Origin of the sequence: Amphritea sp. (assembly GCF_016744155.1) — a bacterium.
GTDB lineage: Bacteria > Pseudomonadota > Gammaproteobacteria > Pseudomonadales > Balneatricaceae > Amphritea.
The window spans coordinates 1-23868 of the sequence record NZ_JADGEW010000018.1; the positions used below are offsets into that span (position 1 = coordinate 1).

Consider the following 23868-nt stretch of genomic DNA (forward strand, 5'->3'; position numbering starts at 1 on the left):
CTTATGCGAGAGTAGGTCATCGCCAAGCTTCAAATAAGAGACAGCCCCGATCATTAGTTTGGTCGGGGCTTTTTCGTGTCTGGGATTTAGAAACAAAAAAAAGGGGCTAGACCGCCGCTGCGCGGCTGGCTCTGACGGTGCTGCGCACCTACCGTGGCGAGAACAAGCGTAAGAGCCAAGTCGTTCATAATGGAGTTGGGTGTGATAGTTGTAGAGTAGGTGCTTCGTAAGATAGCGCTTCGCCGTGAGGTACCCAGAGGGCACGCCAGCGCGGCTCCTACATAAAAAGTACATCGCAGAGAATGGCGGCACTCGGCCTATAGTTTTCTATCCAAGTCGCCAGCGACGCCGTAGCGATCTAGCTACTATGCTTTAGTTTTGAGTTCTGGATCTTTACAGATACTCAAAATGGAGGAGGTGGTGACATAGACAAAGGGCGCTAGATGAACTAAAATGTCGCCGATTTGCATGCTCTGAATGCACACAAAGAATTCTATACAAAAAAGCGAGGTGGACATTTTGTTCTACCTCGCTTTTTTGCAACTTACAGTTTATTAATTCTGTTTAGATTTTCGCACTAAGCGGGGAGGTTAATTTTGACAAGACCAGCCATTCTGGCCCTCGAGGACGGTAGTATCTTCCGGGGAGTAGCGATTGGCGCTGATGGCCAGTCCAACGGAGAAGTAGTATTTAATACTTCCATGACAGGCTATCAGGAGATTCTGACGGATCCATCGTATTGTCGTCAGATTGTGACCCTGACCTATCCTCATATCGGTAACGTGGGAACGAATAAGGAGGATGAAGAGTCCTCCGATACATGGGTTGCCGGTCTTGTAATCCGGGATCTTCCGTTAGTCGCCAGTAGCTGGCGTTGCGAGCAGAGCCTGGATGATTACCTGAAAGAAAAGAATATTGTTGGTATCGCGGACATAGATACCCGCCGACTGACCCGCATTCTCCGTGAAAAGGGTTCGTTAAGTGGTTGTATCATGGCGGGCGATATCGATGAAGATAGCGCACTGGCTGCAGCAAAAGCATTCCCAGGTCTGAAAGGTATGGATCTGGCGAAAGAGGTAACTACTGACGAACCGTATCAGTGGACCTCAACCACCTGGGATCGTGTGGAGGGTCATGTGGAGCGCAGCGAAGATGAGCTTCCCCATCATGTCGTAGCTTATGACTTTGGCGTTAAACGCAATATTCTGCGGATGCTGGTTGAACGCGGTTGCCGCCTGACAGTGGTACCTGCTAAAACTTCGGCTGCTGAAGTGTTGGCGTTAAAACCTGATGGCGTTTTCCTGTCTAATGGTCCGGGAGATCCGGAACCATGTGATTACGCTATTGAAGCTATTCAGGAAATCTGTGAATCAGATCTGCCGATCTTTGGTATCTGTCTGGGACATCAGCTGTTAGCGCTGGCTTCTGGTGCACAGAGCATGAAGATGAAGTTTGGTCATCATGGTGCTAACCACCCAGTTCAGGATCTAAGCACTAAGCAGGTTATGATTACCAGCCAGAATCATGGTTTTGCGGTCGATGAAACGTCGATGCCTGAGACTCTTAAGGCAACCCACAAGTCATTGTTTGATGGTTCCCTGCAAGGGATTGAGCGTACCGACCGAGCTGCATTCAGCTTTCAGGGGCACCCTGAAGCTAGCCCTGGTCCACGCGATGTTGCGCCACTGTTTGATCGCTTTATCCGCGATATCGAAGCGCGCAAGGCCTGATAGACCTGAGTTAAGACTCATACGTGTTGCCCGGTGAGATGCTCCCGGGCAGTGTTTAAAGAATTATATTTTCGATCGGTTATTTACACATGCCAAAACGTACGGACATACAAAGTATTCTAATCCTCGGTGCGGGTCCTATCGTTATCGGTCAGGCCTGTGAGTTTGACTACTCCGGTGCCCAGGCCTGTAAAGCTCTGCGAGAAGAGGGCTATCGCGTTATTCTGGTTAACTCTAATCCAGCGACCATAATGACCGATCCGTCGATGGCTGACGCCACTTACATAGAGCCTATCCTATGGAAAACTGTTGCTAAGATCATTGAGCAAGAGCGTCCGGATGCTCTGCTGCCAACCATGGGTGGTCAGACTGCACTAAACTGCGCGCTGGATCTTGAGCGTGAAGGTGTTCTTGAGCAATTCGGTGTCGAGATGATCGGCGCCAATGCTGACACTATTGATAAAGCAGAAGATCGTGATCGTTTTGATAAAGCGATGAAATCTATCGGTCTGGAGTGTCCACGTGCGGCAATTGCTCACAGTCTTGAAGAAGCTTTGCAGGTTCAGTCGCAGTTGGGCTTCCCGTCAATTATCCGTCCATCATTCACTATGGGTGGTACCGGTGGCGGTATCGCGTATAACAAAGAAGAATTTATCGAGATCTGTGAACGTGGACTGGACTTGTCGCCAACCAGTGAGCTATTGATCGATGAGTCTCTGATCGGCTGGAAAGAGTACGAGATGGAAGTGGTTCGTGACAAAAACGACAACTGCATCATCATCTGTTCTATTGAAAACTTTGACGCTATGGGCGTGCATACCGGCGATTCAATTACCGTTGCGCCTGCGCAGACTCTGACTGATAAAGAATATCAGTGGATGCGTGATGCATCTTTGGCAGTGCTGCGTGAGATCGGCGTTGAAACCGGCGGTTCGAATGTGCAGTTTGGGCAGTGTCCTGAAACTGGGCGTTTTGTCATCATTGAGATGAACCCTCGGGTATCTCGTTCATCGGCGTTAGCCTCTAAGGCGACCGGTTTTCCAATTGCTAAAGTAGCGGCAAAATTAGCGATCGGCTATACCCTTGATGAACTGCAAAATGATATTACTGGTGGTGCGACTCCAGCATCTTTCGAGCCGGCTATCGATTATGTCGTAACTAAGATTCCTCGTTTTACGTTTGAAAAATTTCCACAGGCCAATGACCGTCTAACAACTCAGATGAAGTCTGTTGGTGAGGTGATGGCTATTGGTCGTACTCAGCAGGAGTCGCTGCAGAAAGCGTTGCGTGGCCTTGAAGTGGGTGCGACCGGCTTTGACCCGATTGTTGACCTTAAGAGTGAAGATGCTCGTGCCGAGATCGTCCGTGAGATGAAGCAGCCAGGTGCTGAGCGGATCTGGTATGTTGGTGACGCTTTCCGTCTGGGTATGTCTGTTGAAGAGCTTTATGAACTGTCAGGTATCGATCGCTGGTACCTGGTTCAGATTGAAGATCTTATAAAGGACGAACAGCTGATTTCTGAAATGTCTTTGTCTGAACTGGATAAAGATAAGCTCTATCGTCTGAAGCGAAAAGGCTTTGCAGATGCTCGTTTGGCTACGTTGCTGGGTGTGTCTGAAAAGCAGGTTCGTAAGCGCCGTCATTCAATGGATATTCGTCCGGTATACAAGCGTGTTGATACTTGTGCTGCTGAGTTTTCTACTGATACTGCTTATATGTACTCCACCTATGAAGAAGAGTGTGAGTCGAACCCATCTGACCGTGACAAAATCATGGTTATCGGTGGTGGTCCTAACCGTATTGGACAGGGTATCGAGTTTGACTATTGCTGCGTACATGCAGCATTGGCCGCTCGTGAAGATGGCTTTGAAACCATTATGGTTAACTGTAACCCTGAAACAGTATCAACCGATTACGACACTTCTGATCGTCTCTACTTCGAATCGATTACATTGGAAGATGTTCTAGAGATCGTACATGTCGAGAAGCCTAAGGGTGTTATCGTACAGTACGGTGGTCAGACTCCTCTGAAATTGGCGCTCGCGCTGGAGCAGGCTGGCGTGCCAATTATAGGTACTTCGCCTGAAGCAATTGACCGTGCGGAAGACCGAGAGCAGTTTCAGCAGATGCTTAAGCGTCTTGGTCTGAAGCAGCCTGAGAACGCTACCGTTCGTTCATTGGAAGAAGCGATTATTGAAGCTGAAAAGCTAGGATATCCGCTAGTTGTACGTCCATCCTATGTATTGGGTGGCCGGGCAATGGAAATTGTCTACAAAGAGTCCGAGTTACGTAAGTATATGACTACTGCGGTGCAGGTTTCACATGATGCGCCTGTGCTTTTGGATCACTTCCTGAATGCTGCTATCGAGGTTGATATCGATGCGGTTTCCGATGGTAAAACTGTCGTTATCGGTGCGATCATGCAGCATATCGAGCAGGCAGGTGTTCACTCCGGTGATTCTGCATGTTCTCTGCCACCTTACAGTCTTGCGGAAGACCTGCAGAATGAAATGCGTGATATGGTGCGTAAGATGGCACTGGAACTGGGTGTAGTGGGGCTGATGAATACTCAGTTGGCTTACCAGGATGGTGAGGTTTACGTTATTGAAGTAAATCCGCGCGCTTCCCGAACAGTACCTTTTGTTTCTAAGTGTATCGGTGTTTCCCTGGCTAAGATTGGTGCTCAGGTAATGACCGGTAAAACGCTACAAGAGATCGGTTTTACCGAAGAGATTGTACCAACGCTGTTTAACGTTAAAGAAGCGGTCTTCCCATTCAATAAATTCCAGGGCGTTGACCCTATCCTATCACCTGAGATGAAGTCTACCGGTGAAGTTATGGGTGTAGGTGTAACTTTTGGTGAAGCCTTTATGAAGGCGCAAATGGGTGCTGGCGAGAAGATGCCTGCTACCGGTCAAGCCTTTATCTCTGTACGCGAAGTGGATAAGCAGAACGTACTGCCCGTTGCTCGTGATCTCGTAGGCCTGGGCTTTACGCTGGTTGCGACTCGCGGCACCGCAGCATTGCTTGCCGCTGAAGGTCTCGACGTTCAGGTGGTTAACAAGGTAACGGAAGGTCGTCCTAATATCGTCGATATGCTTAAAAACGATGAAATTGTCTATGTTATCAATACCACTGAAGGTCGTAAGGCGATCGCTGACTCTGCAGAGATTCGTCGCTCAGCTTTGCAGCATAAAGTGCCATATAGTACTACGCTGGCTGGCGCTGAAGCCATGATTATGGCGATGCAGTACGGTGAAGAGAAAGTTGTTCGCCGTCTGCAAGACCTGCACTGAGGAGCATAGAAAATGCAAAAATTCCCAATGACCGTTCTGGGTGAGAAAACATTACGTGCGGAATTGGACGACCTTAAAACCGTTCAGCGTCCCGTCGTAATCGCATCCATTGCTGAAGCTCGTGAACATGGCGACTTGAAAGAAAATGCTGAGTATCATGCGGCTCGTGAGCAGCAGGGCTTTATTGAGGGTCGTATTCAAGAGCTTGAAGGTAAACTAGGCTCTGTTCAGGTGATCGATGTCACGCAGATCCCGCATACCGGAAAGGTTATTTTTGGTACCACTGTTGAAATTATCAACCTAGACACTGATGCGACGGTTCGATATCAGATCGTGGGTGATGATGAGGCGGATATCAAGAGTGGTAAGATTTCTATCAGCTCTCCGATTGCCAGGGCTTTGATTGGCAAGGAAGAGGGTGATGTTGCAGTAGTGCAGACGCCTAATGGCGGAGTTGAATACGAGGTTGATCAGGTATTTCATATCTGATTGTGCCGGAATAAAAAAAACCGCCATTGGGCGGTTTTTTTGTTGGTGCATTTTGTTAGTGCATTGAGACGGATTAGCGAAGCAGGTTAGATAGTTTAGGGTCAGGGCTTTTCGCGGCGCGATAGAACAGTGCTACGTTACCAATCTCCTGAACGATCAGGGCTTCAACGATCTTGGCCATTTCTGTGATCAGTTGCTTCTTGGCATCCCGGTCACCTACGGCGAATTTAACTTTGATCAGCTCGTGGTCTTCCAGTGCCCGGTCAGCTTCCAGTAGAATGTTTTCGCTGAGGCCGTTTCCGGCTACGGTGATGATAGGATTCAGCTTGTGGCCGATGGTCCGGAACTGCTTCTTTTGCGTAGAGGTTAAGCTCATACTAAAATACTTGCCTTTGATAATATTGGAGCGGCAGATCCGCTCAGTTTCATAATAGATAGATTTTACCTGAGTTGTGGTGCAGAAAGTAGGCATTAACTCAAATTCCGAATGGGGTCATGGGTGGCAAGATCAAAAAGCAGCGGTCGTTGGCTGCAGGAACACTTCGACGATCAGTATGTAAAAAAAGCTAAAGAACTGGGATACCGCTCCCGGGCCAGTTTTAAACTGCTGGAGCTGAACGAGAAAGATAAGCTGATTCGTCCTGGAATGACGTTAGTGGATCTTGGTGCAGCCCCGGGTGGCTGGTCTCAGGTAGCGGCTGAACTGGTCGGTGATGATGGCAGGGTGGTCGCATCGGATATACTGTCCATGGATCCTTTGCCCGGCGTTCAGTTTATTCAGGGGGACTTTACAGAGGAATCTGTACTGAATCAGATACTGGAAACCTTAGGTAATGATCTGGCAGACCTTGTAATTTCTGATATGGCCCCCAATATGAGTGGTATGAATGCTGTAGATCAACCGGTTGCTATGTATCTGGTTGAACTGGCGTTAGATATGGCTCGTCAGGTGTTGCGTCCCGGTGGTGACTTTGTTGCTAAGGTTTTCCAGGGCGAAGGTTTTGACGAATATATGAACGATATGCGCAGTAGCTTTACTAAGGTGTATAGCCGTAAACCCGATTCATCTCGGGCTCGTTCGCGAGAGGTTTATCTTATTGGACGAAATTTTCGTCCTTGATATAGTTATTACGGGTTAAGTAATGTACTTTTGTTTGTTTTCCGACGGACATTAATTTTGAGAGAACAGAGGGTTTTCCTTTGAACGATATGGCTAAGAATCTAGTACTGTGGCTGGTCATCGCAGCAGTGCTGTTGACCGTTTTTAACAATTTTAATAGCGAAAGCTCCTCGCAAACCCTTACTTACTCTGAGTTTATCAGCGCAGTAAAAGAGGACCAGGTTCGCCGAGTTGTTATTGAAGGTTACACCATTGAGGGTGAGCGGATTAACGGCGAGCGCTTTGAAACTGTGCGTCCGGCGTTGCAGGATCCTAAGCTGGTTGATGATCTGTATAACCATAAAGTGCAGATAGAGGGTAAGCAGCCTGAGAAACAGAGTGTTTGGACTCAGTTGCTGGTTGCCAGTTTCCCAATTCTGATCATTCTTGCCATCTTTATGTTCTTCATGCGTCAGATGCAGGGCGGCGGCGGTGGTAAGGGCGGTCCGATGTCCTTTGGTAAGTCTAAAGCCCGAATGATGGGCGAGGATCAGATTAAGACGACCTTTGATGATGTTGCCGGTGTTGAAGAGGCGAAAGAGGAGGTTAAAGAGCTGGTTGATTACCTACGGGACCCCGGGAAGTTTCAGCGGCTGGGTGGTCATATCCCTCGCGGAGTGCTGATGTCAGGTAATCCGGGTACCGGTAAAACCTTGCTGGCCAAAGCGATTGCCGGTGAAGCGAAAGTACCGTTCTTTACTATTTCCGGTTCTGACTTTGTTGAGATGTTTGTTGGTGTCGGCGCATCCCGTGTCCGGGATATGTTTGAACAGGCAAAGAAAAATTCACCTTGTATTATCTTTATCGATGAAATCGATGCGGTTGGTCGTCACCGTGGTGTTGGTATGGGCGGTGGTAATGATGAGCGTGAACAAACTCTGAACCAGTTACTGGTTGAGATGGATGGTTTTGAAGGTACTGAAGGGGTTATCGTTATTGCTGCGACTAACCGTCCTGATGTGCTGGATCCGGCATTGTTGCGTCCGGGACGTTTTGACCGGCAGGTACATGTAGGTCTGCCTGATATTCGTGGTCGTGAAAAAATTCTTAAAGTGCATATGCGTAAAGTGCCATTGGGTGACGATGTCAAACCTGATCTTATTGCGCGTGGTACCCCTGGCTTCTCAGGTGCCGATTTGGCAAATCTGGTAAACGAAGCCGCGCTCTTCGCTGCGCGATCCAGCAAGCGTACTGTTGGTATGGAGCAGTTCGAGCGAGCTAAAGATAAAATCATGATGGGTGCAGAGCGCAAATCGATGGTTATGTCTTATGAGGAGCGCCTGAATACGGCTTACCATGAATCAGGTCATGCCATTGTTGGTCGTCTGATGCCAGAGCATGATCCAGTCTATAAAGTCTCTATCATTCCACGTGGACGGGCATTGGGTGTGACTATGTTCTTGCCTGAAGAGGATAGATATAGCCACAGTCGTAAGATGCTTATCTCTAATATTTGTAGTCTATACGGCGGTCGAATAGCTGAGGAGATGACGTTGGGTAAAGATGGCGTTACCACTGGTGCGTCTAATGATATTCAGCGGGCCACTAGTCTGGCGCGTAATATGGTAGCGCGGTGGGGTCTGTCTGAAGAGATGGGGCCGCTGTTATATGATGATGAAGAGCAGGATCCGTTTAACCGTGGTTACGGTCAGGGTGTAAAGCCTATGTCTGAAGAGATTCAGCGTAAGATTGATACAGAGACCCGCAAGATTATCGATGAGTGCTACGCCAATGCGGCTAAGATGCTTGAAGATAACCGAGATGTTCTTGAGACTATGACTCAGGCATTGATGAAATATGAAACGATCGATAGCGGTCAGATCGATGAGTTGATGGATCGTAAGCCTGTTACTGCGCCGGAAGGCTGGCAGGAATCTGATTCCAGAGCGGCCCGGGATGAAGCTGCCAAAGCGAAGGATCAGGAAGACTTTGAGTTGGATGAAAGTGATCTAAGCGACGATGATGCTGAGGGATCGGCATCTGACTCCGATTCCGATTCTCCAGATCAGAATTTGCACTAATCTGGTAAGCTCAATGCCATAAGGCCGGTCCCTGACCGGCCTTTTTTAATATTAGCTCTTTACAGGAATCGAAGTGACTGATTTTTCTGCCTATAAATTTGGTTCCCGTCGCCTTGATCTGAGTCGCCCTCAAGTGATGGGGATTGTTAATGTCACGCCAGACTCCTTCTCTGATGGTGGTTCTCTATATGACTCGCGGAAGCTTTGTGTTGATCAGGCGGTCTCAAGGGCGCGGCAAATGGTCAAGGATGGTGCCGTCTTTATCGATGTAGGTGGTGAATCAACCCGACCGGGCGCGACGCCTGTTTCGCTTCAGGAAGAGATGGATCGTGTGCTGCCGGTAATAGAGCGGATCAGCGCTGAGATTGATGTGGTTATTTCGGTTGATACTAGTGCGCCAGAGCTTATTGCTGAGGCTGGTAGGCTTGGGGTAGGGCTGATTAACGATGTCCGTGCACTGGGGCGTGAAGGTGCTTTAGAGGCTGCTGCAGCAACTGGGTTACCTGTTTGTGTTATGCATATGCAGGGGAGTCCGGCAACTATGCAAGATGCCCCCGATTATGATGACGTATTGGATGACGTTAGTTTCTTTCTGAATCAGCGGGTAAGTGCTTGTAACAATGCGGGCATTGGGAATGATCGTATTATCCTGGACCCTGGATTTGGTTTTGGTAAAACAGTAGAACATAACCTGAGGTTGCTGAATAATCTTGGCCGATTGCGCAGTATGGGGTTGCCTCTCTTGGTGGGGACTTCCCGAAAAACGATGATCGATCATGTGCTGGGCCGTCCAGTGGATCAAAGACTTGCCGGGGGATTGGCAACCGTTGCTCTGGGTGTTCAGCAAGGGGCACAGATTTTCAGAGTGCATGATGTAAGAGATACAGTGGATGTGGTTCGGATGACAGAGGCAGTGCTGAACGAGTCTGTACAGGATGAGGATAAAAAATGACTAAGCGATATTTTGGTACTGATGGTATTCGTGGAAAGGTAGGTACAGCGCCTATTACTCCGGATTTTATGCTCAAGCTAGGTTGGGCTGCAGGTAAGGTATTTGCTCGGGAAGGTAGAAGTAAGATCATTATCGGCAAAGATACCCGGATATCGGGCTATATGTTTGAGTCGGCGCTGGAAGCGGGGCTCTCTGCTGCGGGTGTTGATGTGTTGCTGCTGGGGCCTATGCCGACGCCGGCTATTGCTTATCTAACCAGGACGTTTCGCTGTAACGCTGGAATAGTTATTAGTGCTTCCCATAACCCATACTACGACAATGGAATTAAGTTTTTCTCTGAACAAGGGACTAAGCTGCCAGATGATATTGAGCATGCCATTGAAGCCCAGATGGATATGGCAATGACGACGGTGGAAGCTGCCGAGTTGGGTAAGGCTCGACGTGTAGAAGATGCCGCTGGGCGTTATATTGAATTTTGTAAGGGGACTGTGTCCGGTGATCTTCAGCTTAAGGGGTTGAAAATTGCTGTCGATTGCGCGAATGGAGCTACCTATCATATTGCCCCGAAAGTGTTTCGGGAATTAGGTGCTGAGGTGATTGAAATTGCATCCTCACCTGATGGAATTAACATTAATGAAAATTGTGGTGCGACCTCTACCCGCTTACTTGAAAAGGTTGTAGTTGCAGAGAAAGCTGATCTGGGTATTGCGCTTGATGGCGATGGTGACCGGCTGATTATGGTCGACCATAAGGGAGCGCCGGTTGATGGCGATGAGCTGCTGTTTATTATTGCGATGGAAATGCAGCGTAAGAATCAGCTTAAAGGAGGCGTCGTTGGCACGCTGATGAGTAACTTTGGTCTGGAACAAGGGCTTAAGCAGGCTGAGATTCCTTTTGTGCGGGCTCAAGTGGGTGACCGCTATGTAATGACTGAGTTGGCAGAGAGGGAGTGGTTTTTGGGTGGGGAGTCTTCCGGGCACCTTATCTGTCGCCATCTGATCTCTACTGGTGATGGTATTGTTGCAGCGTTGCAGGTTCTGCGAGCGATGGCCGATACCGGAGCCTCGTTGCATGTACTGAAGTCTGCTATGGGAAAGATGCCGCAAACGATGATTAATGTTCGTCTTAGCGAGAAAGTTGATGTGATCTCATTGCCTGCAGTACAAGCAGCGGTGGCGGATATTGAATCTCGTCTAGGCGATCGTGGCCGGGTTTTACTAAGGCCTTCAGGCACCGAGCCATTGGTTCGTGTGATGATTGAAGGTGATGATGCGGTATGGGTTGAAAGTTTGTGTAAAGAGCTTGCGGAAGTGGTTAAGCAAGCGCTGTGATAATTTTTGCCTGCTGAGTTGTATCAGCTTGTAAATAATCAGGAAACTGGGTACTATGTGCGCCGCTTTGCACAGAGGGAAGCTCATGCGTAAGACGATTGTTGCAGGAAACTGGAAAATGAACGGTACCAGTGAGTCTATTAAGACTTTGCTGGAAAATATCACCGGCGGTGCGATAAATATCGACGGCCTGGTGACGCTGGTTTGTCCGCCTGCAGTCTACCTGTCTCAGGTTGTGGCTCAGACAGCTGATGCCCCTGTTTCGGTAGGTGCGCAGAATGTGTCAGCACAGCCAAAGGGTGCGTATACTGGTGAGTGGTCACTGGAAATGCTGCAAGATCTGGGTTGTGAGTATGTGATTTTAGGGCATTCTGAGCGACGTAGTATCTTTGGTGAAAGCGATGCGATAGTGGCTGAAAAAGTCGCTGCGACACTTGAAGCTGAACTGGTTCCGGTGCTTTGTGTCGGTGAAACGCTTGAACAGCGTGAAGCCGGGAAGGCCTTGGCGGTAGTGAGTTCACAGATTGATGTGGTGCTGCAGCAGGTTGGTATTGAAGGCTTCGCTTCAACGGTTATTGCATATGAGCCTGTTTGGGCTATAGGTACCGGATTGACGGCAACGCCGGAGGACGCGCAGGCAATACATGCTGCGATTCGTTCACAGCTTGCAAAGCACAATGCAAATATTGCTGAAAACCTGTCGATTCTATATGGCGGTAGTATGAATGCTGCAAACGCAGCAGAGCTTTTAGCTCAACAGGATATTGATGGCGGTCTGATTGGCGGCGCATCACTGAAAGCTGATGAATTCCTGACGATCTGCGCTGCGGCTGCAGAGAGTCGTAAGTAAGTGGAAAAATAGATGGAAACTCTGGTTCTTGCTGTACATGTTCTGCTGGCTGCAGCCATTATTGCTCTGGTGCTATTGCAGCAGGGTAAAGGTGCTGAGGCAGGCGCGTCTTTTGGTGCGGGTGCTTCACAGACCGTTTTTGGTAGTAAGGGTTCAGGTTCTTTTCTGAGTCGAATGACTGCGGTTATGGCAACTGGTCTGTTTGTTACCAGTTTTGTCCTGGCTGTATATGCTAAAGATCAGGCGTCAACAGTAACTGAGGCTGGAGTACCAGCGGCAGAGCTTATTGAAAGTGCTGCGCAACAGGCTGAAACATTGCCTGTGCTCGAAGAGCAGAAGGCTCCAGTCGGTGATACAGATATACCGCCTGCTGAGTAATACCTAGTAACAAAGCCGAAGTGGTGGAATTGGTAGACACGCCATCTTGAGGGGGTGGTGGCCTTATGGTCGTGCGGGTTCAAGTCCCGCCTTCGGCACCATATTTTATAAAAAAGCGCCTATTGGCGCTTTTTTTTGTTTTTGGGTTTTTGAATCACAGTCATCTATATGAAATCTTGTTTTGTCGATGTGAATTAAGATCCAGAGTGAATGATTGGTTAAACCTTAAAGCTGTCCTTGAACTACCTTGTCTGTGGGAGTATAATTCTCGCCGATTTCTGATGCGGGGTGGAGCAGCCTGGTAGCTCGTCGGGCTCATAACCCGAAGGTCGTCAGTTCAAATCTGGCCCCCGCTACCATTTTTTAAGATGTAATCAGAAAGAAGAGTTTCTTGAACGGACTCTTGAGGGTTAATCAGATGAATTTTTGTCTAACTGTTCATTCCTTTTTAGGGAGACGGTTGGGTAGAAGTTGATTCCCATTAGCAATTTCAGAATGCTGTTGTGTTAGATAAGCATCCGGAATTGTCGATCAAGCAGTACGTTGATTGGCCCCTTTTTAGGGGCTTTTTCGTACTTGCGACCTACTGGGTCGTGTGTTGAATGGGTCTTAGACCCATTTTTTGTTTGCATTGAAAGTGCATTTAGAGGTTTTTTGCGTGTCTGCAAAGTTGAGTATGTTACAGGAACTGATTGAGCCATCCGTGGTGGCTCTCGGTTATCAGTTATGGGGTTTCGAAATGATATCCCAGGGGCGTCATAGCATGTTGCGAATCTATGTTGATGCCGAAGCGGGTATCGATGTAGAAGATTGTGCCAAGGTAAGCCGTCAGGTGAGCGGTATTCTGGATGTAGAAGATCCGATTAGCGGAGAATATACGTTGGAAGTCTCCTCTCCTGGCATGGATCGTCCACTGTTTACGCTGGAACAGTACAAAGCTTATGTCGGACACGTCCTGCAGTTGAAGCTGCGTATGCCATTTGATGGACGCCGCAATTTTAAGGGGCTCCTCAGTGGTATCGAAGATGAAGATATCGTGCTGATTGTCGACCAGGAAGAGTTCCTGTTGCCGATAGATCACATAGAGAAAGCAAATATAGTTCCTCAGTTCTGAGATATTACAAAAGAATTGAATTTTGAGGTTGGGGCAGTTGTATGAATAAAGAAATTCTACTGGTTGCAGAAGCAGTATCTAACGAAAAAGACGTTCCCCAAGAGGTTATCTTTGAGGCGATTGAATTGGCGTTGGCAACTGCGACCAAAAAACGTTATGACGAAGATGCGGATATCCGCGTAGTCATTGACCGTACTACGGGTGGTTACACTACTTTCCGTCACTGGGCAGTTGTCAGCAACGAAGGTGTGCCGCTGTTGGGCACTGAGTTGACTATGCAGGAGGCTGAAGAGATTGATAAAAACCTTCAGCCTGGCGATATCCACGAGGAAGAAGTGGAGTCTGTAAAGTTTGGCCGTATCGCGGCTCAGACGGCAAAGCAGGTTATCGTTCAGAAGGTTCGTGAAGCTGAGCGCGCTAAAGTTGTTGCGCTGTATAGCGGGCGCTTGGGTGAGTTACTCTCCGGTACCGTTAAGAAGGTGACCCGGGATAACGTCATTATGGATCTGGGTGCTAACGCAGAAGCTGTGTTGCCACGTGATCAACTGTTACCGCGTGAAACTTACCGGATGGGCGATCGGGTCCGTGCGGTACTGAATGAAATTCGTACGGAAGGTCGTGGACCGCAGCTGGCAATGAGCCGCAGCTGCCCTGAGATGCTGATTGAGTTGTTCCGCATTGAAGTGCCAGAAATCTCTGAAGAAGTTATTGATATCCGTGCTGCAGCTCGTGATCCGGGCTCTCGTGCCAAGATTGCAGTGAAAACCAATGATGGCCGGATCGATCCGGTTGGTGCTTGTGTTGGTATGCGTGGTGCTCGGGTTCAAGCGGTTTCCAATGAGTTAAGTGGCGAGCGTGTCGATATCATTCTTTGGGATGATAACCCGGCTCAGCTGGTGCTGAATGCGATGTCTCCGGCTGAAGTGGCTTCTATCGTAGTGGATGAAGATTCCCGCTCTATGGATGTTGCTGTTGCCCAGGAAAATCTGGCTATGGCCATTGGTCGTGGCGGTCAGAACGTGCGCCTGGCATCTGAATTGACCGGTTGGAAGCTCAATGTAATGACCGAAGATGAAGCTGCTGAGAAGCAGCAATCTGAGGCAGGTTCCATTCTGGAGATTTTCGTTAAACACCTTGATGTGGATGACGATATCGCAGAAGTGCTGGTAGATGAAGGCTTTACCTCTCTGGAAGAGGTGGCTTACGTTCCTGCTGAAGAGATGCTCGAAATTGATGGTTTCGATGAAGATATTGTTGATGAGCTGCGCACCCGCGCTAAGGATGCTCTACTGAACCTGGCGATCGCAAGTGAGGAGGTTCTTGAAAATGCTGAACCTGCTCAGGATCTGCTAGAGATGGAAGGTATGGAGCGTCACCTGGCTTTTGTTTTGGCCAGTAAAGGTATCGTAACTATGGAAGATCTGGCTGAGCAAGCGGTTGAAGACCTGCTTGAGATTCAAGAGCTGGATAAAGATAAGGCTGCAGCGCTGATTATGACTGCGCGCGCCCCATGGTTTGCGGACGAAGAATAAGTCAACGGAGGAGATAAACCCAGATGGCAGAAGTCACAGTAAAACAGCTTGCCGAAGTAGTTGGCGTTCCCGTTGATCGTTTGCTTACGCAGATGAAACAAGCAGGTATTGCAGGCAAAAATGAAGTCGCTTCCGTAACGGAAGATGAGCGTCAGAAACTGCTTAACCACCTGAAGCGTAGTCACGGTGAAAAATCCGATGGCGAGCCTAAGAAGATCACGTTAAAGCGCAAGACGACGAGTCAGCTTAAAGTATCGGGCGCAGCTGGTAAGAAAACTATCAATGTAGAAGTGCGGAAGAAACGCACCTATGTGAAACGTTCGGATGTTGAAGAGACGCCGGCTCAGGAAGCTAAAGGTTCTAGCCTTCAAACTGAGTTGCAAGATCAGGCACGTCGCGATACAGATCTGCAGGCAGCACAGGAAAAGCAGCGTGAAGATGCACGCTTGAAGGCTGAAGCTAAGGCGAAGCCTGAACAGGCCTCAGCGCCAGCGTCAAAGCCAGGCGCTGCACCAAGAAAGCCTTCGTCTACGCACAAGAAGGCCGCAGGTGCACCTAGGTCAGCTACTGCACCTAGATCAGCAGCTGCACCTAAGGCTGCTGGAGCACCGGCTGCGGCACCTGCTGCAACCCCGGCTGCGCCAAAGCAAGATCGTAAGAAAAACTTCCGTAGTCAGGATAAGCCTGCTGCCGGTCGTAAAGACAACAAGCGTTTGTCCCGTAAGCCGGGTGGCCGTGGTGATGGCCGCCGAGGTAAGCCGGTTCAGCGTGGTATGACCAGCTCTAACGTTCAGGCGTTTGAGAAACCTACAGCTCCAGTGATTCATGAAGTAGGTATCCCTGAGTCGATTACTGTTGCAGAACTAGCTAAGAAAATGTCGGTTAAAGCTGCTGACCTGATCAAAGTGATGTTTAAGATGGGCGCTATGGCGACTATCAACTCCGTGATCGATCAGGATACTGCAACTCTTGTGGTTGAAGAGATGGGTCATACGGCTGTTCCGATGGCAGGAAATACCGTTGAAGATCAGCTTATCCAGACATCTGGCGCAGCTGAAGAAATCGCTGGTGTTCAGGTAGAGCGAGCTCCGGTTGTTACCGTAATGGGTCATGTTGACCATGGTAAAACATCTTTACTGGATTATATTCGTGAAACCCGCGTTGCGGCAGGCGAATCCGGTGGTATTACCCAGCATATTGGTGCCTACCACGTAGAAACGGGTCATGGCATGGTGAGCTTCCTGGATACACCGGGACACGCGGCGTTTACCGCCATGCGTGCCCGTGGTGCACAGCTGACCGATATCGTAATTCTGGTTGTTGCTGCAGATGATGGTGTTATGCCTCAAACCATTGAAGCGGTAGATCACGCCAAGGCGGCGGGTGTTCCTCTGGTTATCGCAGTCAACAAAATCGATAAAGAAGACGCTGACCCTGAACGTGTTAAGAACGAGCTGGCTCAGCGTGATGTTATCCCTGAGGAGTGGGGCGGTGAGGTCCAGTTTGTCAATGTTTCAGCCAAGACCGGTGAAGGTATTGATAAACTGCTGGACGCTGTTCTGCTGCAATCTGAACTACTTGAACTGACAGCGATTCCTGAAGCCTCGGGTCGTGGTGTTGTAGTTGAATCCCGTCTGGATAAAGGCCGGGGTCCTGTTGCGACTCTGTTGGTACAGAACGGTACGCTGAATCAGGGTGACATTGTCCTGGCAGGTCTGCAGTATGGACGTGTACGTGCGATGTTGGATGAGAGAGGTAAGCCGGTTAAGTCGGCTGGACCTTCGATTCCTGTCGAGATTTTGGGACTGGATGGTACGCCTGGAGCCGGTGAAGAGTTCACTGTTGTTTCCAATGAGAAGAAGGCACGTGAAGTTGCTTTGTTCCGTCAGGGTAAGTACCGCGAGATTAAACTGCAGCGTCAGCAGCAGGCTAAGCTTGAGAATCTGTTTGAGAATATGAAGGCTGGTGATGTTAAGACTCTGAACATCATTCTGAAAGCGGACGTACGTGGTTCACTTGAAGCGCTGACAACCTCTCTGGTAGATCTGAGTACCGATGAAGTTAAGGTAAATATCGTTTCCGGCGGTGTCGGTGGTATTGCTGAAACCGATGCTAACCTTGCGCTGGCTTCCAGCGCGATCATGATCGGCTTTAACGTACGTGCAGATGCTCAGGCTCGTGCAATCGTTGAACGTGAAGAGATCGAGCTGCGCTACTACAGCGTTATCTATGACATCATCGATGACGTTAAGCTGGCTATGACTGGTCTGTTGTCACCTGAGTTCAAAGAAGAGATCGTGGGTATTGCCGAAGTACGTGATGTCTTCCGTGCACCTAAGATTGGCGCTGTTGCCGGCTGTATGGTGACCGAAGGTTCTGTCTTCCGTAACAAGCGTATCCGGGTACTGCGTGAAAACGTGGTTATCTATGAAGGTGAGCTAGAGTCTCTGCGTCGCTTTAAAGATAACGTAGCTGATGTTCGTCAGGGCATGGAGTGCGGAATCGGCGTTAAGAACTACAATGATGTTAAAGTCGGCGATCAGATCGAAGTCTTCGACACAGTTGAAGTTCAGCGTACTTTGTAAAGGTGTATTGACACTACCATGGCAAGAGAATTTAGTCGTACACAGCGGATATCTGACCAGGTCCAAAAGGACCTGGCTCAGTTGATTCAGCGAGAAATTAAAGACCCACGTCTGGGGATGGTGACCATCAGCTATGTAAAGATCGCTAAAGATCTTGGCTATGCTGATATCTACATCACCGTTATGGCGCTGGGTGGTAAAGATGAAGCTACTGCAGTGACAGAATCTTTAAAAATTCTGAACGGTGCATCAGGCTTCCTGCGTGGACAGTTGTCCAGCAAGATCAAACTGCGGGTGATGCCGCAACTGCGTTTCCATTTTGATGAGAGTGTTGACCGTGGTCGACGTCTGAATGATCTGATTATTAAGGCGTCTCATGCTGACGGTCGTAATAACAACTCTGAAGACGGAGAGTAACCTTTGGCTAGACGGGCAAAAGGCCGGTCGGTCAATGGTATTTTTCTGCTCGATAAACCGGGTGGGATCTCATCAAACCGGGCGCTACAAATTGTAAAACGTATCTACGGTGCTGCTAAGGCAGGCCATACCGGTGCGCTGGATCCATTGGCGACGGGGATGTTGCCGCTTTGCTTTGGTGAAGCGACTAAGTTTTCCCAGTTTCTACTGAATGCAGATAAGCGTTATATCACCACCGCTAAACTGGGTCAGCGAACTGATACCAGTGATGCCGATGGTGTCGTTGTTGAGGAACGGCCGCTGCCGGATGATCTCAACAGCGAACAGATTGATGAGTTATTGCAACGGGATTTTACCGGTCTGATTACTCAGGTACCTTCGATGTTTTCAGCCCTGAAGCATAATGGGCAGCCGCTTTATAAACTGGCTCGTCAGGGTATTGAAGTTGAAGTGAAGAGTCGGCAGATCACGGTGCATAGCATCGAAGTGCTGGATTTTCGGGGCGATGAAGTCGATCTGGATATCCGCTGCAGTAAAGGCACCTATATCCGTTCAATAGTGCAGGATATGGGTGAAATACTCGGCTGTGGTGCTCATGTGAAGATGCTGCGCAGGCTCGATTCTGGCCCCTATAAGGCTGAGAGTATGATGCCATTAGCTGATTTAGAACAGCTGGTCGCGGATATGGGTGCTGATGCTTCGGTAGAACAGATACAAACGCATCTGGATGGGTTATTATTGCCGTCCTGGAGTCCGGTGGAAGATGCCCCTGAGGTATTGTTGTCGGATATCCAAACCGATGCTCTTTGTAAAGGGCAGTGGGTGATGCTGGATGATGTTGCAGTGCTGCCTCTGGTACGTATTCGTGATGCTGCCAGTGATAAGTTTCTGGGTATTGGTGAAGTTGACACCGCCGGGCAGTTATTGCCGCGTCGGTTAATGAGTACTCAGAATCTGTAATTGAATTTGCTGGTGTGGCTTAGGCGACACCGGCAATCTGACGTTGAACTGACAATATGCTCGGTACAACGCGACTATTAATCCACCACATATGTGGTGTGCATATTATTTTTGGAGTTTTAAAAATGGCATTATCTGTAGAAAAGAAAGCTGAGATCGTAGCTGAGTATGCTCGTGGTGAAGGCGACACTGGTTCTCCTGAAGTACAAGTTGCTTTGCTGACTAACAACATTGTTGGTTTGCAGTCTCACTTTAAAGGTCACATCCATGACCACCATTCTCGTCGCGGTCTTATCCGCATGGTAAACCAGCGTCGTAAGCTGCTGGACTACCTGAAGAAGAAAGATGTTACTCGTTACGCTGATCTGATCAAGCGTCTGGGTCTGCGTCGCTAAGATAATGTTCCGGGGTCATCTTTGATGACCCCGGTGCTTTTTAAGATCCGTAAAATTCGGATTTTTATCATGAGTCTGTACAGCGTATACACCAACCAGCCTGTACTCTGGTGAACTCTTGAAACGATAAGAGTCCAGCAGAGTACTGGCTAAAAGAGGCCGGTGTTACGTCGCACAGACATTTTTTTATTTTGCATAAAGGTAAGGAATATAATCGTGCCACAAGCAATTACTAAAACGTTCCAGTACGGTAAGCATGAAGTTACCCTGGAAACAGGTCGTATTGCCCGTCAGGCAAGCGGTGCTGTATTGGTTACTATGGGCGGAGTACAGGTTCTGTGTACAGTCGTTGGAGCTAAATCTGCTCGCGAAGGTCAGGACTTCTTCCCATTGGCTGTTCACTATCAGGAAAAGTACTACGCTGTAGGCCGTATCCCTGGTGGTTTCTTCAAGCGTGAAGCGCGTCCATCTGAGAAAGAGACACTGACTTCTCGTCTGATCGACCGTCCAATCCGTCCACTGTTTCCGAAAGGTTACATGAATGAAGTACAGGTTATCTGTACTGTTGTTTCTGCGGATAAGATTAACGATCCTGATATCGCTGCACTGATCGGTACTTCTGCTGCACTAGCTGTCTCCGGTATTCCATTCCAGGGCCCTATCGGTGGCGCTCGGGTCGGTTACACTGAAGAAGCGGGTTACTCGCTTAACCCAACGTATGAAGAGCTGCAAACTTCCATGCTAGACATGGTTGTTGCCGGTACTTCTGAAGCGGTTCTGATGGTTGAGTCTCAAGCTCAGGAATTGTCTGAAGATGAAATGCTGGGTGCTGTAGTTTATGGCCATCAGCAGATGCAGGTTGCTATCAATGCGATCAACGAACTGGTTGCTGAAGCGGGTAAGCCGCGTTGGGAATATACGCCTGAAGCTAAGAACGAAGCACTGATCGAGCAGGTTCGTGCTTCTGTTGGTGAAGACATTAATGCTGCTTACCAGACTGCTGACAAGATGCAGCGTCAGGGCTCACTGTCTGATGCCCGCGCTAAAGTTGTTGCAGCGCTGTGCGGTGAAGAAGGTCAGCCTTCTGCCGGTGAAGTAGGCGATATCTTTAAGTCTCTGGAGAAAGAGATTGTTCGTGGCCGTATCATTGATGGGCATCCACGTATCGATGGTCGCGACAGTAAGACTGTTCGTGGCATCGAAGTTGAGATCGATGTGCTTCGCGGTACTCACGGTTCTTCTCTGTTTACCCGTGGCGAAACTCAGTCAGTAGTGACTTGTACACTAGGTACAGCACGTGATCAGCAGATCATTGATGCGATCGAAGGCGAACGCCGCGATCCGTTTATGCTGCACTACAACTTCCCTCCATACTCTGTAGGTGAAGCAGGACGTGTTGGTTTCACTAGCCGTCGTGAAGTAGGTCATGGTCGTCTGGCGCGTCGTGGTGTTGCTGCGGTTCTGCCATCTCAGGAAGAGTTTCCATACACTATCCGTATAGTATCTGAGATCACTGAATCTAACGGTTCAAGTTCTATGGCATCTGTTTGTGGTGCGTCTCTGTCTATGATGGATGCGGGTGTACCTCTGAAAGCGCCTGTTGCTGGTATTGCGATGGGTCTGGTTAAAGATGGCGAGCGTTTTGCTGTACTGACCGATATTCTGGGTGATGAAGATCACCTGGGCGATATGGACTTTAAAGTAGCGGGTACCGATGCTGGTGTTACCGCACTGCAGATGGATATCAAGATCACCGGTATTACCGAAGAGATCATGGATATCGCTCTGGAGCAGGCTTATGAAGCTCGTGCTCACATCCTGAAAGAGATGGCTAAGGTTATCGGTTACGCTCGTCCGGAACTACCAGATAATGCGCCAGCGATGACTCTGCTTGAGATCAATCCTGAGAAGATTCGTGACGTTATTGGTAAGGGCGGAGCAACTATCCGTGCTTTGACTGAACAGACCGGCGCGACTATCGATATCGAAGATAACGGTACTGTTCGTATCTATGCAGCTGATAAAGCTGCGGCTCAGGCAGCTGTTGATAAAGTTAAAGAGATCACTGCTGAAGCTGAAGTTGGTCAGGTATACGAAGGTAAGGTTGTACGTCTGGAAGAGTTCGGCGCCTTTGTTAACATCCTGCCAGGTAAAGATGGTCTGGTTCACATCTCTCAAATCGCTAACAAGCGTATCGAGAAAGTAACCGATTATATCAAGATGGATGACGTGATTAAGGTTAAGGTACTGGACGTGGATCCACGCGGCCGTATCAAGCTGACTATGCGCGACCTGGAAGCTGACGAGTCTGTAGAGTAAATTCGTTTTAGCTTACTGAAAAAGCCCCGCTGATGCGGGGCTTTTTTGTGACTGCAGATTGTGTAGAGTTGGAAAAGAAGAGAGGCGGTGATTGATTATGAAAAAATTACTGGTAAGTGGTTTGGTATTGCTACTGGCGGGCTGCGGTGGGGATGAAGTTGGTGATGTATCGCTCGGTATATTGACGACAAAGGATATTAAGTTGAATGTACTGATAGACCCGACAATATCGGGTGTGACCTGTCATGTAGCCAGTGTCGAAGCTGATCTGGATTTTTCTGATCCCAGTGATTCATCAATCGCCTGTCGCCAGACCGGCATTATTTCGCCGGATATGATCGCCGCAATCGATCGCTCCAAAAATGGCGAGATTGTGTTCAGGAAGTCTAAAAGTGTGCTCTTTAAAACGATGAAAGTCAGACGTATTTTTGACGCTGAATCTCAGACGCTGATGTACCTTTCTTACTCGACCAAAGAGATCAATGGTAGTTATAAACATAGTCTCTCCACTGTGCCTTTATGGGGCACGCAGGCATATAACAGCAGTCGTTAGACGTTGCTAGAACGGTGCTTCGCACCTTGCTAGAAAAGGCATTTTTAAGAGCGGTAGTAAGCTTTTCTCACGCGCGGTGCATTTATTGTTCGTTGCCTTGAAACGTAGCACTGATGAGGCTTACGCGAGTTGTCCCAGTGTTATGCACAGCCTTGTGCGATGAAAAGTGGGGATAACTAATGGCGTTAGCTACAACGTTGCTCCGCAACTCGCTAGATGGAAAGTTTCCCTTGCCTTACTAGAAAAACAAAGTTCAAAGAGCTTTCGGTGTTAACGTCAGCTGGGTACAGCAGAGATAGGTGACGTTTTACTCCGCCTCTTCAGATTAGCTTGCAGATCGATATAGCTCTAGGCCCGCAATGGAAGGTTGATTTGCAGTGCCGTCACTCTGTGCCAACGCCCGTAACATACGCCCGGTTATACAGTTAAAGCACTGCGGGCCGTTTCGACTACAGAGTGAGTTCGCACAGGCGTTGAGCAGTAGTTCATGGGCGGCCTGTTGCTGTATTCGCCAGTTGTCTGAAAAAAGCTCTTCACAAGTAATAATTCCCTGTTCAAGTAACTCTGATACGGCGCTTCCGCGCCACTCTGCTATCAGGCTGTCAGACAAACCGCTGTGCAACTTAATAACCGGCTCCTTGCGTTCCAGCCAGGCATCAATTCTGAGTGCATTCATCGTTTGATCTCCACTGCTCTAAATGATAATGATTCTCATTATGATTGTTTTAGGCGCGAATGCAACTATTTTATGAAGAGCAGTAGCTAGACGTGTTTCCGTCACTTGCTAGAGCGGCGCTTCGCACCTGCTAGTGGTTAGAAAAAGTATTTATAAGCACATAGGAAAGTGGTTCTCTGAGATGGGTTTTCAATCCCGCATATTAGCTGCACATTTATTGCTCGCTATCCCGAATCCTAGCACTGATAAGGCTTACGCTAGTTGTCCCACTGTTATGCACAAGTTTGTGCGGGCTGATCTGGGGATAAATATTAGTAGCTTGACGGTGCTTCGCACCTTGCTCGTGGCTAGAACAATCCTTTTTAACTAATATGAGAAAACGTGCGTGGTAAGTTTGGTTAGGTATACTTAAAAACTGCTTTGGGAGGTAGGTTGGGATGAGACACGAATCCCAACAATGGTTAGGAGCTGCGCTTATAGGGACAATATGAACCCGAGGTGATGGCGAGTGTCTTACTAAACAGAGGAGACGTATATGAACTGGATTATCCGAACCTTTGTAATGTTGCTTCTGAGTCTTGGCCTGAGCTTTAGTGTAAACGCCGGGAAGCTGGGAGCCCCGCTGTCCGCTCCTGAATTCACTCAGTCCGATGCTGGCAGCTGGTTGAATAGTCCACCGTTATCCTTAAAGGAGCTAAAGGGGAAAGTGGTGATGCTGGACTTCTGGACCTTTGATTGCTGGAACTGTTATCGCTCTTTTCCATGGATGCTTGAGCTTGAGCGAGAGCTTGCTGACGAAGCGTTTACGGTGATTGGTATACATACTCCGGAATTCTCTCATGAGCGCATCAGGGCTAATGTAAAAGCCAAAATTGATGAATTTGAGCTGCATCACCCGGTTATGATGGATAATAACTTTACCTACTGGCAGGTGATGGGCAATAAATACTGGCCAACCTTTTATTTAATCGATAAGCAGGGTCAGGTCCGGTCTATTTATATAGGTGAAACTCATGCGGGGACGGAGCAGGCGGAGACTATCGAAAAGGATATTCGGGAGCTTTTGGCGGAGCAATAGTTGAGGATAAGTGGCTAGGAAAGCCTACTTAAC

The 23868-nt window shown here is 48.6% G+C and carries 20 protein-coding genes and 2 tRNA genes; 20 read left to right on the forward strand and 2 right to left on the reverse strand.

Annotated features, from left to right (window positions below):
• Positions 1-596 precede the first annotated feature (596 nt).
• From carA to greA, 3 genes are all read left to right on the forward strand, one after another.
• Complete coding sequence (gene carA / locus QZZ54_RS13150) at positions 597-1730, forward strand: glutamine-hydrolyzing carbamoyl-phosphate synthase small subunit (protein WP_290703152.1); 1134 nt, start codon at positions 597-599, stop codon at positions 1728-1730.
• An 89-nt stretch (positions 1731-1819) separates the two neighbouring features.
• Positions 1820-5026 carry a carbamoyl-phosphate synthase large subunit gene (gene carB, locus QZZ54_RS13155; RefSeq protein ID WP_290703153.1) on the forward strand — a complete coding sequence of 1069 codons (3207 nt, stop codon included), beginning with the start codon at positions 1820-1822 and terminating at the stop codon, positions 5024-5026.
• A gap of 12 nt (positions 5027-5038) precedes the next feature.
• Positions 5039-5515: a transcription elongation factor GreA gene (greA, locus tag QZZ54_RS13160; protein ID WP_290703154.1), complete on the forward strand. Its 477-nt coding sequence runs from the start codon at positions 5039-5041 to the stop codon at positions 5513-5515.
• 73 nt (positions 5516-5588) lie between these two features.
• Here the strand turns inward: greA and QZZ54_RS13165 are convergent, their stop codons facing one another.
• The gene (locus tag QZZ54_RS13165; protein ID WP_290703237.1) at positions 5589-5891 is read right to left on the reverse strand and encodes a YhbY family RNA-binding protein; all 303 of its coding nucleotides are present in this window, start codon (positions 5889-5891) and stop codon (positions 5589-5591) included.
• Between the two features lie 111 nt (positions 5892-6002).
• Between QZZ54_RS13165 and rlmE the strand changes: the two genes are divergently transcribed.
• The 16 genes from rlmE to QZZ54_RS13245 all read left to right on the forward strand — a co-directional run bounded on the left by rlmE (position 6003) and on the right by QZZ54_RS13245 (position 22081).
• Positions 6003-6635 carry a 23S rRNA (uridine(2552)-2'-O)-methyltransferase RlmE gene (gene rlmE, locus QZZ54_RS13170; protein ID WP_290703155.1) on the forward strand — a complete coding sequence of 211 codons (633 nt, stop codon included), beginning with the start codon at positions 6003-6005 and terminating at the stop codon, positions 6633-6635.
• 89 nt (positions 6636-6724) lie between these two features.
• Entirely contained in the window at positions 6725-8695 is a 1971-nt protein-coding gene (ftsH, locus tag QZZ54_RS13175; RefSeq protein WP_290703156.1) for an ATP-dependent zinc metalloprotease FtsH, read from the forward strand.
• A 73-nt stretch (positions 8696-8768) separates the two neighbouring features.
• Positions 8769-9647, forward strand: coding sequence for a dihydropteroate synthase (folP, locus tag QZZ54_RS13180; protein ID WP_290703157.1), 879 nt, complete (start codon positions 8769-8771; stop codon positions 9645-9647).
• Positions 9644-10978: a phosphoglucosamine mutase gene (gene glmM, locus QZZ54_RS13185; protein WP_290703158.1), complete on the forward strand. Its 1335-nt coding sequence runs from the start codon at positions 9644-9646 to the stop codon at positions 10976-10978. Before folP ends, glmM begins: the two co-directional genes overlap by 4 nt.
• Before the next feature lie 85 nt (positions 10979-11063).
• Entirely contained in the window at positions 11064-11828 is a 765-nt protein-coding gene (gene tpiA, locus QZZ54_RS13190) for a triose-phosphate isomerase (protein WP_290703159.1), read from the forward strand.
• A gap of 12 nt (positions 11829-11840) precedes the next feature.
• Entirely contained in the window at positions 11841-12206 is a 366-nt protein-coding gene (secG, locus tag QZZ54_RS13195; RefSeq protein WP_290703160.1) for a preprotein translocase subunit SecG, read from the forward strand.
• A gap of 14 nt (positions 12207-12220) precedes the next feature.
• Positions 12221-12307 (forward strand) — tRNA-Leu (locus tag QZZ54_RS13200).
• A gap of 181 nt (positions 12308-12488) precedes the next feature.
• A tRNA-Met gene (locus QZZ54_RS13205) sits at positions 12489-12565 on the forward strand.
• A gap of 299 nt (positions 12566-12864) precedes the next feature.
• Positions 12865-13320, forward strand: a complete 456-nt coding sequence (gene rimP / locus QZZ54_RS13210) for a ribosome maturation factor RimP (RefSeq protein WP_290703161.1) — start codon at positions 12865-12867, stop codon at positions 13318-13320.
• A gap of 41 nt (positions 13321-13361) precedes the next feature.
• Entirely contained in the window at positions 13362-14852 is a 1491-nt protein-coding gene (gene nusA / locus QZZ54_RS13215) for a transcription termination factor NusA (protein WP_290703162.1), read from the forward strand.
• Between the two features lie 23 nt (positions 14853-14875).
• A complete protein-coding gene (infB, locus tag QZZ54_RS13220; protein ID WP_290703163.1) occupies positions 14876-17437 on the forward strand; it encodes a translation initiation factor IF-2 in 2562 nt (853 codons plus the stop codon).
• A gap of 18 nt (positions 17438-17455) precedes the next feature.
• Positions 17456-17854 carry a 30S ribosome-binding factor RbfA gene (rbfA, locus tag QZZ54_RS13225; RefSeq protein ID WP_290703164.1) on the forward strand — a complete coding sequence of 133 codons (399 nt, stop codon included), beginning with the start codon at positions 17456-17458 and terminating at the stop codon, positions 17852-17854.
• Between the two features lie 3 nt (positions 17855-17857).
• Positions 17858-18814 (forward strand): tRNA pseudouridine(55) synthase TruB, encoded by a 957-nt coding sequence (gene truB / locus QZZ54_RS13230; protein WP_290703165.1) that lies wholly within the window; start codon positions 17858-17860, stop codon positions 18812-18814.
• 125 nt (positions 18815-18939) lie between these two features.
• Entirely contained in the window at positions 18940-19209 is a 270-nt protein-coding gene (gene rpsO, locus QZZ54_RS13235; RefSeq protein WP_290703166.1) for a 30S ribosomal protein S15, read from the forward strand.
• Between the two features lie 216 nt (positions 19210-19425).
• Positions 19426-21528: a polyribonucleotide nucleotidyltransferase gene (pnp, locus tag QZZ54_RS13240; protein WP_290703167.1), complete on the forward strand. Its 2103-nt coding sequence runs from the start codon at positions 19426-19428 to the stop codon at positions 21526-21528.
• A 97-nt stretch (positions 21529-21625) separates the two neighbouring features.
• Positions 21626-22081 carry a CreA family protein gene (locus QZZ54_RS13245; protein ID WP_290703168.1) on the forward strand — a complete coding sequence of 152 codons (456 nt, stop codon included), beginning with the start codon at positions 21626-21628 and terminating at the stop codon, positions 22079-22081.
• A 325-nt stretch (positions 22082-22406) separates the two neighbouring features.
• Here QZZ54_RS13245 and QZZ54_RS13250 read toward each other — a convergent pair whose 3' ends face one another.
• Entirely contained in the window at positions 22407-22757 is a 351-nt protein-coding gene (locus QZZ54_RS13250; RefSeq protein WP_290703169.1) for a hypothetical protein, read from the reverse strand.
• 535 nt (positions 22758-23292) lie between these two features.
• Here QZZ54_RS13250 and QZZ54_RS13255 point away from each other — a divergent pair.
• A complete protein-coding gene (locus tag QZZ54_RS13255; protein ID WP_290703170.1) occupies positions 23293-23835 on the forward strand; it encodes a redoxin domain-containing protein in 543 nt (180 codons plus the stop codon).
• Positions 23836-23868: the final 33 nt, after the last annotated feature.

What these genes read in the sequence shown, in the direction of transcription:
- nusA (WP_290703162.1), top strand. Translation starts at nt 13,362, where the DNA reads ATGAATAAAGAAATTCTACTGGTTGCAGAAGCAGTATCTAACGAAAAA.
- ftsH (WP_290703156.1), top strand. Translation starts at nt 6,725, where the DNA reads ATGGCTAAGAATCTAGTACTGTGGCTGGTCATCGCAGCAGTGCTGTTG.
- QZZ54_RS13245 (WP_290703168.1), top strand. Translation starts at nt 21,626, where the DNA reads ATGAAAAAATTACTGGTAAGTGGTTTGGTATTGCTACTGGCGGGCTGC.
- tpiA (WP_290703159.1), top strand. Translation starts at nt 11,064, where the DNA reads ATGCGTAAGACGATTGTTGCAGGAAACTGGAAAATGAACGGTACCAGT.
- secG (WP_290703160.1), top strand. Translation starts at nt 11,841, where the DNA reads ATGGAAACTCTGGTTCTTGCTGTACATGTTCTGCTGGCTGCAGCCATT.
- glmM (WP_290703158.1), top strand. Translation starts at nt 9,644, where the DNA reads ATGACTAAGCGATATTTTGGTACTGATGGTATTCGTGGAAAGGTAGGT.
- QZZ54_RS13255 (WP_290703170.1), top strand. Translation starts at nt 23,293, where the DNA reads ATGAACTGGATTATCCGAACCTTTGTAATGTTGCTTCTGAGTCTTGGC.
- rbfA (WP_290703164.1), top strand. Translation starts at nt 17,456, where the DNA reads ATGGCAAGAGAATTTAGTCGTACACAGCGGATATCTGACCAGGTCCAA.
- greA (WP_290703154.1), top strand. Translation starts at nt 5,039, where the DNA reads ATGCAAAAATTCCCAATGACCGTTCTGGGTGAGAAAACATTACGTGCG.
- infB (WP_290703163.1), top strand. Translation starts at nt 14,876, where the DNA reads ATGGCAGAAGTCACAGTAAAACAGCTTGCCGAAGTAGTTGGCGTTCCC.
- QZZ54_RS13165 (WP_290703237.1), bottom strand. Translation starts at nt 5,891, where the DNA reads ATGAGCTTAACCTCTACGCAAAAGAAGCAGTTCCGGACCATCGGCCAC.
- rpsO (WP_290703166.1), top strand. Translation starts at nt 18,940, where the DNA reads ATGGCATTATCTGTAGAAAAGAAAGCTGAGATCGTAGCTGAGTATGCT.
- carB (WP_290703153.1), top strand. Translation starts at nt 1,820, where the DNA reads ATGCCAAAACGTACGGACATACAAAGTATTCTAATCCTCGGTGCGGGT.
- QZZ54_RS13250 (WP_290703169.1), bottom strand. Translation starts at nt 22,757, where the DNA reads ATGAATGCACTCAGAATTGATGCCTGGCTGGAACGCAAGGAGCCGGTT.
- rlmE (WP_290703155.1), top strand. Translation starts at nt 6,003, where the DNA reads ATGGGGTCATGGGTGGCAAGATCAAAAAGCAGCGGTCGTTGGCTGCAG.